We start from the raw sequence: 13,333 nt of genomic DNA on the forward strand, positions 1-13,333 counted from the left end.
TCCTCTGCTCACCTCCATTTTATTGAACTAATTCTGGGCTTTTACTGTGAAGATGAGGCACAAACTAAAGAATATTCAGAAATATCCTAGGGCAAATGAGGGCAACTGCCTCCCCTATAAAGCATTCCGTTTTGCAACATGTGCATAATGGTTCCCTACGAGGTCAGGCGTTGCCCTATAATACAGCCCAGAAAACGAAGTAGATTATAGTAATAAATCCATGATAAAAACGAACATAGCGTCTTCATATTTTTGGATTTTAGGTGCGATGGCTTGGGTAGGCTTATCCTCTAATTCAGGGTGTTCTGCTAAATATTCCTCCCAAGTTAGATAATATTTTGAATCCATTTTAATCCTCTCCTCCAAGTATTAATTAATAAGTTCCGTTTTCATGAACATACTCCAAAACAGCACTCATGTTTTCAGCAACAGGACCTTTGGCTTCAAAATTAATAACGCTCTTATCCGCTTGGAACCAATACTTTCCACCCGGAGCAAGGATATCCATCAACTCTTTAGCTTTATCAATACACTGCTGCTTTGTCCCAGTTTGTAGCAGCGTAATGGGATAAAAACCTGAAATAATATGCTTTTTGCCTAGTTTCTCCTTAACCAGTTTGGCATCTCCGTATTCAAATCTCATGATTGTATTTTCTGGCAATTCATATAGATAATCGAGGTATCTCATCCAGTCTTGCTCCACAAACAATTGCACGTTCTGACCCATACCCGCCATTGTCTCCACCAATTTTTTGAAGGTTGGCCAGTATAACGTCGCAAAATCTTTATCCCGCAAATAGGGAGCCATGTGAAGTGGAATAAACGTATAGCCTAACATCGAAGGATTCGGCAGAGTACCTTTCTTAACCAACAAAGGTAATACTGCATCACAAGCTGCCGCTACTTTATCCGGATACCGTCTAACATCCCCTGAAATTCCCTTAAAACTTCTCAGAAAATCTGCCATGAAATCAAAGGGAGCTTCAGTTAGGGCACCAACCATTCCGGCGTAGCCATATTTGGCATTCATTTTTGCTCGGATCGTTCCCAGGTAGGCTAGGTCATCAGATTGGGCTCGCATTGCTTTTGCTAAGCTCATAGCCACTTTTCCTGGTGCTCCGTTAAGCTCAGTGAACAATCGAGGCAAAACCTTTTCCACAATACAGTCATACGGTGACGCAATAAACTCATCATATTCTTCAGCCAACAAGCCTACGACTTCCGGATGTTGCATGAATCCACTAGAACTCATGACGATAGGGGTTGACCCTAGAAGCTGATAGTGGGATGGAATTCTGATGGATCCACCAGGATAAGTGTCAGTAAAGAAGTCCTGGCAAAACTTATCATAGACTGGCTCTAATTTCGTCAGATCCCATTGACATTCAGCTAAGTCTAAACCAGCATATTGAATCGCAAAATCCTGTGTAGCCGGATTGCTCACCGGCACCCTCTTTGGAGTTTTCCCACTGAATAGATCGCGGAACAACTGATTTCGTTCGTTCGTCATAGCTACAGCATCTATCATATTATTTCACCCACCCTTGACACGTTTTCAGCCCTTCAGCAGCGTTAGTCGTGAAATCATCCGCGCCAATTTGCTTACAAGCATCTTCATTGACAGGATTCCCACCAATGATTATCTTTACGCTGTCTCTTAAGCCCGCTTCGTTAAGTGCCTTAACTGTGTTTTTCATGGAATCTATAGCAAGGGTCAGAACACCACTCATCCCAATGATTTGCGGTTTAACTTCTTTTACCTTTTCGACAAACGCGCTGGGTGATACATCGATACCTAAGTCGTACACGTCAAAGCCCGCTGCTTCTGCCATACTTCCGAAAATATTCTTTCCAATATCGTGTAAGTCCCCTTGGACAGTGCCAATAACGATTGAACCAATTTTTTGCGAGGCTACACCACTTAAGACGGGCTTGAGTAAGTCAATCGTTTTGGATAGCAATTCTCCGGCAAAAATCAAGTCGCCCACGTAGTATTCGTTCGTTTCAAACAACTCTCCGACGATTGCCATACCTTGCTGACAGGCCAAAACAACCTTTTGGGCATCTTCACCACTAGGGTTTGTAGCTACAAAATCATTAATCATCGATAATATCGTTTTTTCGTCAAGGTCTCCTACCGCTTGTGTTAGTACCTTTAAATCGATCATATTTATACCTCCCCAATAATTTGACTAAGTTACCCTATTTGGCACTAGTTACTATCTTGCTTGATAACATGCCCTTTTATTAGCATGGTCTTAAAAGACTCTACATATTAAGCGTCAACTTTTACAGGACCGATTTTATTTTTACGGTAAGCATTCAAGTAATTTCTACAAAAACGATCTTTACCCAGTAAGGCATCTGTTACATACAGTGTTGTCACAATATCCCGATTACAAGGATCTAAGATGGCTGAATCCATTCCTGCCTCAATCGCTAGGGTTAAAAAGTGCTGATTAACCACTTTTCTTAAAGGCATGCCAAAGGATATATTGCTTAAACCTGAAGTAACTTTAATAGCAGGATATAAGATCTTCACTTCTTTCAAGGTCTCAACAAAATTCAGCAGAGACTGATTATCTGCAGATAGTGCCATGACAAGTGGGTCAATATGGATCCTATCAGGGGTAATATCATACCTTAGGGCCTTTTCAACCATAACCTTTGTAATATCCACTCTTGTTTGAATGTCCTTTGGGATACCCCTGTTATCACACGTAAGTGCTATAACTTCCCATTTTGTCCCTTTAATAATTGGGTAAATTATTTCGCATTTTCCACCTTCTTCAGATACGGAGTTAATCAACCCAGGGCGTTTAGCATAAGGGAAAACCTTTTCAATCACTAAGGGATTTGGGCTATCGATACACAACGGCGTATCCACTGCGTTTTGAACAATGTCCATAAGCCATAGTAACGTATCTACTTCGACTTCTGGTGCAGTACTAGCACAGATATCAAGAAAATCAGCGCCTGATTCGGTCTGCTTTATGGCAAGATTACGAATGAAATCCTCATCCTTTTGTTCTATGGCCTTTTTAACACTTGGTATGGTTCCATTTATTTTTTCACCAATGATAATCATTAAGTCGCCTCCCTGATGTCTTGATAGCTACCTGTATATACATGTCTTTATGTTGCTATATTATCAATGTTCAATTATTTTGTCAATTGTTTTTTTATTCACAAATCAGACTATTAAATTTATAATTTCTTTTCTTTTACATTCCCACTTTTGCTTCTTTAACAACAAATCAAGCGTCTTCACTCTGATAGTGAAAAGACGCTTGTAATTGTTGTAACTACTTAGACTTTTGGGGATTGATTTTCACACGGCCCCTTAATATAAATTCTCGAACGTTAATGAATGTTAAAATATGTGCATTCACCAAAAATACTATTAAATTTAGGGTAACTACCCAATTCTACAAACTTAACACCCTCGGCAATATCCTTAGCCCTACGAAATTCATTTGCTGAAAGCAACGCTAATTTAGAGCCAGTACCCGCTGCATTGCCGATCATTTTAATTTTACTTTCCAGTTCAGGAGGAATCAATCCTATGACGCAGGCACTATGCGGATTTAAGTAGTTTCCAAAAGCCCCGGCCAAAAGAACTTCTTTAATTGTTTGTGCTTGGATACCATAAGTTTCCATTAAAACTCTGATCCCTGCTGCCATGGCTCCCTTGGCCATCTGAAGCTCTCTAATATCACTCTGTGTAATCATAATAGGTCTACCGTGACCCGTTATTTCTGCTTCTGCAAGCAAAAATGCGCCTTGTCCCTCATGCTGTATAAGGTTTTCCTTAAACCTTCGAGCCGCTGGGTTTGTTAATTGCTCGAAAGCTAAGAATTTACCCCTCTTATTAATAATGCCAAGTTCCACCAATCCCGCAACCGTATCGAGCAGGGCAGAGCCGCACACTCCCAGGGGTTTCCCGCCCCCTATGACGGAATACTCAAGCTTGTCCCGATAATAAACGTGGTCGATTGCCCCCGCTGCGCCCCTCATCCCACTACTGATTTGGGCCCCTTCAAAGGCAGGTCCTGCAGCTGCCGAACAAGCAACGATCTTTTCTCTTGAGCCAAGCGCAATTTCACCGTTAGTCCCAATATCAATAACCAGCTTAATATCTTCACTTCGGTCCAACTCGGTGGCCAGCAGCACTGCTACCGTGTCAGCCCCCACAAAGCCAGCAATATTGGGCAGCATGAACACCTTTCCGGCCTGGTTGATGCTTATCTCGAGTTCCGAAGCATCTAATACTAAAGGTTCACTGAGGGCAGGTACATAAGGGGATACCGCAATACTCTGAGGATTTATGCCTAGAAAGATATGATGCATACACGTATTAGCTGCGATCGAAACCCCATAAATATGGCTACTAGTTATAGAAGCTTTTTCTACTGCTTCAGTTATTAGTTTATTGATAGCCCCAACCACTGCACCTTGTAGTTTTGTTAGCCCATTTTCTTCATGGTTTGCAAAGGTGAGCCGAGAAATGACATCTGCCCCAAACGCTGTCTGGGGATTAAGGGTAGAAACTACACTTAATTCTTTCCCTGAATAAAGGTCGAGCAAATAACCCACAATAGTCGTCGTTCCAATATCAAAAGCCATTCCGAGTAATGTATTTGTGGAATCCTCTGGTTCGATTCCCGCTACTTTACTTTCATACATAACTGCAGTAATGCGGTTATTGGCACCTCTAAGAACATCGGGCATCTGCCGTAAAACGGAGATGGCCGATTCCAACTCAAGCTCCTTATACCCTTGTTTAACTAAACTCTCCTTAAGACGACGCCAATCCGAACTCTGAGTCTCACGCGAAGGCTTATCGACTTCAATCAATACTTTATGGAGTTGTGGTGCAATTTGGAAGGCTCTTTCGTCAGACGCTATTAAGATGTTATGTTGAAGTGTTTTTTGGTTTGGAAGCTCGACTATTAGGTCGTTATGCACTGTAGTCAGACACGCTAAACGAATCCCTTCTTCTAATTCCTTCACTTGAAGCATTTCTTGTTCCCTGGTAACGGGCGTCGTCAATCCTTCAGAGATTTTGACCCGACATTTTCCGCATGTTCCACGACCACCACAGAGAAAATCAAACTCTAAACCTGCATCATTCATGGCTTCCTTGAGTGTGCTACCCTCCGCCACAACTACCAATACATTACCAGGTTGAAAAACCACTTTATAACAGTCCAAGAAGCTCCCTCCTCCTTGATGATTAAACAGCACTCTTACGTTGAACTTCGTATTTCGGACTTTAGATTCATTAATCACTACTACCCTGTAACTTTATATAGTCTCCCCTATAACTAGTGATGCCTATGCCAATTGGCTTGTTTTCATTGTTATAAAGTTTCTGCTCAACAACCAATAGTGCGAGTTCATCATAAATGTTGAGATAACGTTTAATTTCTTCATTAGGTATTTGAGCACTAATATTTAATCGTTTCTTTAATGCAAAAACGGGCATATTATTAGAAACCATTTCCTGAAATGTTGCTTTTTCAATTTCCTCTTCCACAATAGGCATCCCTTTATTATAAAGCAAATATTTTACATCATAAGCAACAGGACTTCCATCTGTATAAAACAGCCTGCGAATCATTATAACATGCTTATTTCTAGTAATTTTTAATTCATCTGCTAGCTTTTCGTCCGGCATAATAATTGTAACTTCTAACAATCTTGCTTTATCAACACTGTTTATAGCGTTATTCATTTCGTCATAATATAGAGTATATTTATTCACTTCTGGTTTTCTAACATAGCTGCCTTTTCCAGGAACAGAAAAGATGTATCCCTCACTTGCCAAAATTGCTAGACCTTTTCTGACTGTCATTCGGCTAACTCCATATTCTTTACAAAGTGCAGTTTCAGGTGGAACAGTATCACCTGGTTTTAGCTCTGTACTGTTTACCTTCTTTTTAATATCTTCGACAATTTTAATATACACCGGATCAGACATTCCCTTTTACTCCTTGCCCGTTTTCAGCATTCATCCATTCCCTACACAATTTAGCCCCTACCGAAGCATCTGTGGCAAAGGCATCCGCACCAATAAATTTTAATGCATCGTGTGTAAGATGATTAGCGCCTATAATGACCTTTACCCTATCCCTAAGATGTGCTTCCTTCAAAGAGTTTACAACTTCTTTCATCTCATCAACAGTGCTCGTTAACACCCCACTCAGTGCCAAAATATCAGGATTATGTTTCTCAACATTTTTTAAAAAGATTTCTCTTGAGACATCTACCCCCAAATCAATCACATCAAAACCGTATGCCTCTAGCATATACCTAAAGATGTCCTTTCCGATGTCGTGAATATCCCCTTTTACAGTTCCCATTACGATTTTCCCGGTTTTCTTATCATAGGTTCCACGAAAGAAATCAGTCATTTCTTCCAATTCCAAAACTTGTCTAAAAATCAGTCCCGCCATGATTAGGTCTGCTATATAGTAGTCTTTACAATCATAAAGTTTCCCTACTCTTTTCATTCCTTCATTCATTAAATCGAGTAGATATATAGGATCAATTCCTTCATTCAAGACTTCTTTGGCCAATTTTATCGAATTATCTTCATCTAACTCTTCCACGTAATTAACTAGGGATTCCTTCATTTTAGTTAAATCTTTCATTTTCATTCCTCCCACCAACCCATCTAGTTTGCTGGCTCAATCCTGTATTCGATATAGTGTTATATACAGGTATACAGGAATATTCAAATTAAATACTATAATCTAAAATTTGTTTTGTCAAACGTTCAAGCTCTTTTAATTCTTTCCCTGAGTTCCTCAGTCACGTCCTTTGGCCACTTCAGATCTTGCAAAAACTGCCCATTGATTTCGCAAAATTGTACGAGGACAATCTAAACGTAAAAATCCTCGACGGTTTAACAACGAGTCGAGGATTTTTTTCCCTCCAATTAACTCTTCCACATCTTCTGATAGTAATTCAACAAGTTAGAGTAAGCTTATTAAAGAAGGAGTCGTCTTTTTCGTGAATGTCGTTAGACATCATTTAAGACAACCCCTTTAGAATTTCAACTTAACCCTAGACCTATTCTCTTAAGCATAATATGCGCTTCAATGCCATTAGCAACCTCAACAGGATCATCCCCGAGAGCAACCTTCCCTCCAGTTAACCCTTCCACGTCCTCCGTCAGTAATTTGACAAGTTGAGGAGCGCCGGTAACAAAAGGTGTTGGAGAGAGATGAGTGTACGCCCCATATGCTACAGCAAATACTCCATCAATTGTCGCTTTTTGCTCCATCCATTCAGGAGCAGTCACTGCAATCGGTAATTGCGGTACATCAACATCCAAATGATCTGCCAGCGCCGTGACGAGCATTGAGATTCTTCCAGTATCCGTGCAGGTTCCGAAACTCAAGACAGGTGGGATTTTTAAGGCACCGCATATTTCTCCAAGGCCACTGCCCGCCAAATTAACGGCATTCATGTTACAAAGCCCAGCCACTTCTAAAGCATGATTACCGCAGCCGGCGGCTACTACCAAGATATCCTTCTTGATAAGTTCTTTAGCGAGATTGACCGTGTTCCAATCCTGAGGACCATTTCTGATCGTTGAACAACTTACTAAGGCAACTACACCCTTAATCTTTCCAGCGGCAATGACATCAACCAGTGGATCTAGTTTACCGCCGAGGGCTCCTAGAACCGCTTCGGTGGAGAATCCAGCAATTGCTTTTTGTGTGATTTCAGGAACTTTGGCGATAACTTTCCCTTTGCGCTTTTTGAAGTTTTCGATACTTAAGTCAATCAGTCGATCAGCCATGGCATTGACTTCTGCCGGTTGATAAGGAATCTTATGTTGGAGACCAGGGACACCGATAATCGTGCTGACACTCACTAAGGTTATTTGATATTGCTCAGCATACATATCAATGGCTGGTGGAGAACAGTTTTCATCCATCGCTAAGACATCCACTGTCCCAGTTGCCAGCAGTGGCTCAATCGTGAGCCAGTTCCCCATTAAACCGACAAAGACTTCATCCATTCCAAATCTTTGGATCAATTCTTGACCAGTTTCAATCGAACCGACGACTCTAAGCCCTTTCGCTCCAGCCGCTTTTGCCCGCTCTTGGACTTCGGCCATCTTGGCCTTTTGAATAGTTGCTACACCAGGCCATGGTTGGTGACCATTAAACACGATGTTAATATACTCAGGGTCCATAATCCCTAAATCAACGTTGACTTCGTGAGGTGTGGGCGTACCAAACAAAATATCTTGAGTCATTTCCAGCCCTATCTGGGCATTATAGATGGTTGAAAGTCCCAAGCGCAAGGCTTTAAGCGCTAAAGAAACATAATCTCCATCGACATTGGTTAAACAACTTGCGACACAATTTTGTTCTTCATGAACAGCTCCTGCAGGATAAATATTTAAATCCTTCCAGACTTTTTTTCGTTTCTTCGGAGCAAATGCTTCGACCATAAGGTTAGGCTCGTCTGATCCGATATTCATCTGTGCATTAAGGAGATCAGCTAATTGTATGGCCATCTGGTTAGTATCCTGATTCGTATTGAGTTCAAGTTTTTCACACATCCATTTAAGTTTATTGACATCCGTAATTTTAAACGGAGTTTTCCCTTCTCCAGTTGCTCTCAAAGTTCTGAAAGCCTCATAGGCATGATGGCTATAGGTCCCTGCTCCCATAATATTTTGAAGCAGCAACTTTCTCATCGCCATGGCATCGGGACCGATTCCACAGACTCCTTTATCCTGTCCTCCCTTTTCACTGATTCTACAAGGCCCTTGGGCACACTGTTGACAGCTTAAGCCCTGAAGACAAAATTTACAGCGAATCTTCTCCTGTTCAGTCCATCGATCGAAGGAATTGGACATACCGTCTTCCCGGATACGTACTAACATTTGCTCCACAGAGTCATGATAACTTGCCCTGCCTTCTGTCTTCTCCAGTATGGTTTCAGTCATTCCCGATCCCCCTTTTATTCTTACTATAAGAAAGTTTGCTCATCCACAATAGTAAATATGTACATACACAAAGAAACTAACATGCCTACTTTTCTATCCAACTATGGATAGCTCTTTAATGACTAATTTTCCAGATTATCATCCTGTTTGTTATAGTTGCCATCAAATATGGAAAGATAATATAGAGACTTACTTTAAGCGGAGGTTTGACTCTATACCTTACAAGGAGGAATCATCAATGAATGAAAGTACTGCGATAAACACCGACCCGAAAAATCTCCAGGCTAAACGAATTGTTTATTATGTCTTAGGGGTTTTAGAAGTTTTATTCGCCTTTCGCTTAATCTTCAAACTTTTAGGAGCTAACCCTCAAAGCCCTTTTGTATCGTTCATTTATTCCGTATCCCAAGCCTTCTTAATTCCCTTTACTGGTATTTTTAGATCGGCTGTCACTAAAGGAATTGAGGCCCAGTCAATCTTAGAGCCAACGACCATTATCGCCATGATTGTTTATGCGATTATCGCCTGGGGGATTGTTAAGTTGATCGAAATTAGTAGGCCTGCTAAAGGCACTGAGATCCGTTAAAGTTAACCTTGACCGCTACGGCGACAATGTCTCCAATTTTTACTGCTTGCACAGACAAACTTTTGATGGAGTTATTAGCTTGTTCTGTCACAATGACTACGGCGATTCTGACTTAGAAGAACTCGGTAATGGGAAACCCATTGATTCAGGGGCCATCGAGGAAGCCGTCCGGAAAATTGACGAAAGACTCTGGACAAAGACTACCTGCCGAGAATGCAGAAACCTGACCAGAGAATGCGGAGAGATTAAGTTGCGTAAATTCTCTCTGCTTCATCTGACATTCAAGTGATATAGTATTAGAATTATTGCTACGATGAGAACCACAACGTGGATTTTATAAGAAGACTTAAACACATGATTTTTGGATGTTAAATCCTTACCCAGTAACATTATAATAATTACACAGATCAAGGAACCAAGACCTGTTGTCATCATGGGAAGGTCCATGACATGAACGTTATAGTAATAATAGAGATAGTACAAACTATGATAACCTGCTAAGATAACTATAAACCAACCAATTAATTCATGAAAAAACACGAAGACTTTATATCCCAAACTACGTACGGCATCTTTTTGGGCAAACTCAAGAAAAACAAACTTAATACCAGAAAATAACATAATTACGGCTATTAAGAAAGCAACGTACCCTCCCGATTTTCGGGCGAGCTCCAGCGACATTGAAGATCTAAAAACATCCATAAGAAATAAAGAACCCAACTTGCAACATCTCCCGCGATTTAATTAATTTTTGTTAGTTTCACTAACATGACCAATTCGCGGTGCTCCATGAGAGTCCTTTGGAGAATTTAACAATAATCATAGTGATTTTTCGTAGATAGTTAAGAGGTGAAACTATGAATTTAACTTACCACAAGGAATTACCTTACGACACTTGATCGTTATGTTTAATTTAAGGGTAATTCCTGTTCTTGACACTCCTGAACAAGATATCAGTGAGTTCTCTATCCATAGCTTGCGCCTAGGTGAAAAAGATCACATCCTCCCTTTTCCCGGCTGCGAAGCGCATCTATTCCCCGTGAATAATGAACTGATACTGCAGATCATTGCTTTACCCTCCCAAGCAAGTGGTTCAATCATACAACAACACCCTCTTAAATTCATCTTACCCAACCAGAATCGACTTGGAACGACTTTTGCTCGAATGTAGAAAACTGGCTTGAACAACTACAAGGTCGCATTTTGGTGGCTTGCGAAGAAGGTTTTCAACTGCTCTCTCAGAATCTGTCAAACCAGCATAGTTACTCAATCGTCGACAAGCTCAAGACCATTCTGGGCTATGACATCTTTCTCCTAGACAATCAATTAGACGTCTTAGCTTGGGTCGGTGGAGAATACTTACCTGAAAAGCCGGTCTCTTTCCTTCCTCCCAAAATTCCTGCGTTCACTCCTGCGACCTCTCCAGCAAGATTTATTAATTTATTTGCGGGTTCCTGGAAAGGCTCCAATAAGGACATCCCCTTAACCTGGTGCCCACTTTCTAGCCAACAAGGTATTCTGGGATATCTGGGCCTGACAATTTTAGAGGAGAAGTTGGGAAGTGTGGAGCACTATTTCCTTACTAAAGCCGCTCCACTCTTGACGTTTGAATTATTAATGAAGCAAAGTATCCATGAAAACGAACGTCTCCACCATCGCGACTTTCTTTTTGACTTGCTATACAATAACTTTGATTCTCTTGAAGTCATCAGCTCGCGCGGCAAACTCTGGGGCTGGGACTTTAGCAAACCTCATTTAGTCGCTGTGGGCGAGATTCAAAACTTTACACCACTTCCAGCCGAACGACAACGTCTGAGCACCTTAATAGCGAAAGTCTCACGCAACCCAGGTGCAATTTGTCTAGAACGCAATGATCAAGTCGTTTTGCTCTTTCCGCTGGAAGAGATGCTAGCTCAATCTCTAACGACTACCACTGCTGAACAACTCCTTCAACCCTTCTGGAAAGTTGCAGACACTATATTCCCAGGCCGCAAGTTCTTCTTTGGCTTAGGCAATCTTTACCCAACGGCTCGCGAGATTCACCGCAGTTTTCAAGAGGCAAGATCCGCCCTAGAAATTGGTCGCCTTTTGTATCCGGACAAACTTCTTACCTCCTTTAGTGAACTAGGTATCATGCGCCTGCTTCAAAGACTGGAGCACCAAGAACTCGAAGATTTTCGTCAAGAGACCCTGAAACCTCTCTTGGACTTTGATCGAGACGGCAACGTCGAACTCGAACAAACTCTTCTAACTTACTATCTCTGCAACGGCGACCATAACCTAGCGGCACAGAAACTCTTCATGAAAATCTCCCGCCGCCAATTTATCGGTGCAACGGCAGCCACGGCCGCCGGCGCCAGTCTCTTTAGCTTTCAAATGCTGACGAAGTTAAACCCTGCTGCGGCAGCGGATAGCACCGCTCAAGTACAAGAATTCCGCAACGTCTGTCCACGCAACTGCTATGACACTTGCGCGCAAATCTCCTTTGTACAAAACGGAATTCTCAAAAAGGTCGAAGGGGATCCTAAACAGGGCTACACGAACGGCAAACTTTGCCTTAAAGGGTATACCTACACCCGGCGTGTTTATAGCCCTGACCGCGTCAAATATCCGATGAAACAGACCCCCCGTGGCTCCGGCAACTGGACACGGATTAGCTGGGACGAAGCAATGAACACCATCGCCAAGAAAATCCTGGATCTAAAAAAACGCTACGGCTCCACTCTACCCATTTGTTTTGACAAATACTCAGGCAACTTCGGCATTCTCCACTACGGAGCGGACGGAACCATGTCCAGCATAGGTTATACTACCCGGGCCTTGGGAACCCCTTGTTGGCCCGCCGGGATCGACGCTCAAACCTATGATTTTGGCACTCTCTATTCGAACGACCCGGAAGACATGGTTAATGCCAACTATATCATTCTCTGGGGGGTCAACGACCTCTCCCTCACCACTTCTGCTGAGGCTGCAGATATCTTCTTACCTGCCACAACTCATTACGAACACTGGGATCTAAACTCCAGTTACTGGCATTATTGGGTTGGGATCAATGAGCCTGCGATCCCTCCTGTCGGAGAGGCAAGATCCGATCTAGAAATTGCCTGGAATGTTTCAGCGAAACTCAACGAACTGGAACCGGGCAGTTGCGCCTTCCCCACCCATGGTTCCGAGAAGGAAACCATGTTAAAACAACTTAGTCCAGCTCTACTCCAGCTACTCGGGTTAACCAAACCTGAAGAAATCTTAGCCCAGCCAGTGAAAGCAAACTTATCCCCAACTGCTTGGGTCGAACGCAAGTTTGCCACTCCTTCCGGACGCTTTGAGTTCTTTTCAACCAGTGCTGCCGCTGTGGGGTTTCCTGCACTTCCGTCGTATATACCAGCGCAAATACCACCAAGGGATGCCCCCCTGCGTTTACTAACCCCTCACCATTCAGCGATGATCAATTCCCAATCCTATCAGGATATTGCACCAGATTGTTATAAACTACAACTTAACCCAGAACTAGCCCGAGACTACGGACTAAAAAAAGGGGACCTGGCCGAACTCTTCAATGAATCCGGAAGCCTGCAGGTTCGGTTGTTACTTGATCCAATGATACCCACCGATGTGGTGATAATTTATCAGGGAACTCTTAAAGAAAAGGCCCCTTGCCTAAATGTTCTACTCAAATCCAATCTCACCGACATGGGATCTGAAACCACCGGAGCACCGGGATTCGCAATCAACGAGACCTTTGTTAACCTAAGGCGACTGACAAGTCCGTAAAT

At 42.3% G+C, this 13,333-nt stretch carries 13 protein-coding genes and 1 pseudogene; 5 read left to right on the forward strand and 9 right to left on the reverse strand.

From position 1 onward, the window contains the following. Positions 1-204 precede the first annotated feature (204 nt). From UF75_RS28895 to cooS, 8 genes are all read right to left on the reverse strand, one after another. Positions 205-348, reverse strand: a complete 144-nt coding sequence (locus UF75_RS28895; protein ID WP_197079295.1) for a hypothetical protein — start codon at positions 346-348, stop codon at positions 205-207. Positions 349-373: 25 nt separating this feature from the next. Then, the gene (locus UF75_RS01580; RefSeq protein ID WP_045572846.1) at positions 374-1,528 is read right to left on the reverse strand and encodes a uroporphyrinogen decarboxylase family protein; all 1,155 of its coding nucleotides are present in this window, start codon (positions 1,526-1,528) and stop codon (positions 374-376) included. A 1-nt stretch (position 1,529) separates the two neighbouring features. After that, entirely contained in the window at positions 1,530-2,168 is a 639-nt protein-coding gene (locus tag UF75_RS01585) for a cobalamin-dependent protein (protein WP_045572847.1), read from the reverse strand. A gap of 107 nt (positions 2,169-2,275) precedes the next feature. Next, entirely contained in the window at positions 2,276-3,088 is an 813-nt protein-coding gene (locus UF75_RS01590; protein ID WP_045572848.1) for a methyltetrahydrofolate cobalamin methyltransferase, read from the reverse strand. Between the two features lie 275 nt (positions 3,089-3,363). After that, the gene (locus tag UF75_RS01595) at positions 3,364-5,214 is read right to left on the reverse strand and encodes an ASKHA domain-containing protein (RefSeq protein ID WP_045572849.1); all 1,851 of its coding nucleotides are present in this window, start codon (positions 5,212-5,214) and stop codon (positions 3,364-3,366) included. 70 nt (positions 5,215-5,284) lie between these two features. Next, complete coding sequence (locus tag UF75_RS01600) at positions 5,285-5,983, reverse strand: GntR family transcriptional regulator (protein WP_045572850.1); 699 nt, start codon at positions 5,981-5,983, stop codon at positions 5,285-5,287. Next, positions 5,976-6,656 carry a cobalamin-dependent protein gene (locus tag UF75_RS01605; protein WP_045572851.1) on the reverse strand — a complete coding sequence of 227 codons (681 nt, stop codon included), beginning with the start codon at positions 6,654-6,656 and terminating at the stop codon, positions 5,976-5,978. The genes UF75_RS01600 and UF75_RS01605 overlap by 8 nt, the downstream gene beginning before the upstream one ends. Positions 6,657-7,060: 404 nt before the next feature. Further along, complete coding sequence (gene cooS / locus UF75_RS01610) at positions 7,061-8,974, reverse strand: anaerobic carbon-monoxide dehydrogenase catalytic subunit (protein ID WP_045572852.1); 1,914 nt, start codon at positions 8,972-8,974, stop codon at positions 7,061-7,063. 238 nt (positions 8,975-9,212) lie between these two features. Here cooS and UF75_RS01615 point away from each other — a divergent pair, with 238 nt between their 5' ends. Both UF75_RS01615 and UF75_RS26720 read left to right on the forward strand, forming a co-directional pair. After that, a complete protein-coding gene (locus tag UF75_RS01615) occupies positions 9,213-9,560 on the forward strand; it encodes a YggT family protein (protein ID WP_045572853.1) in 348 nt (115 codons plus the stop codon). A 46-nt stretch (positions 9,561-9,606) separates the two neighbouring features. Continuing rightward, positions 9,607-9,849 (forward strand): hypothetical protein, encoded by a 243-nt coding sequence (locus UF75_RS26720; RefSeq protein ID WP_197079301.1) that lies wholly within the window; start codon positions 9,607-9,609, stop codon positions 9,847-9,849. Here the strand turns inward: UF75_RS26720 and UF75_RS01620 are convergent. Beyond that, positions 9,831-10,280 (reverse strand): ferric reductase-like transmembrane domain-containing protein, encoded by a 450-nt coding sequence (locus UF75_RS01620; RefSeq protein ID WP_045572854.1) that lies wholly within the window; start codon positions 10,278-10,280, stop codon positions 9,831-9,833. The genes UF75_RS26720 and UF75_RS01620 overlap by 19 nt on opposite strands. 184 nt (positions 10,281-10,464) lie before the next feature. On the opposite strand from UF75_RS01620, the gene UF75_RS01625 reads away from it, so the two are divergent. The 3 genes and pseudogenes from UF75_RS01625 (at position 10,465) to UF75_RS29785 (ending at position 13,331) form a co-directional block, all read left to right on the forward strand. After that, positions 10,465-10,731, forward strand: a complete 267-nt coding sequence (locus tag UF75_RS01625; protein ID WP_156146165.1) for a hypothetical protein — start codon at positions 10,465-10,467, stop codon at positions 10,729-10,731. Positions 10,732-11,177: 446 nt separating this feature from the next. Next, positions 11,178-11,627, forward strand: a pseudogene (locus UF75_RS29780) (sugar diacid utilization regulator); the annotation flags it as partial. A 234-nt stretch (positions 11,628-11,861) separates the two neighbouring features. After that, positions 11,862-13,331 (forward strand): molybdopterin-dependent oxidoreductase, encoded by a 1,470-nt coding sequence (locus UF75_RS29785; RefSeq protein ID WP_082074967.1) that lies wholly within the window; start codon positions 11,862-11,864, stop codon positions 13,329-13,331. Positions 13,332-13,333: the final 2 nt, after the last annotated feature.

Source organism: Desulfosporosinus sp. I2 (genome assembly GCF_000960765.1).
Lineage (GTDB): Bacteria > Bacillota > Desulfitobacteriia > Desulfitobacteriales > Desulfitobacteriaceae > Desulfosporosinus.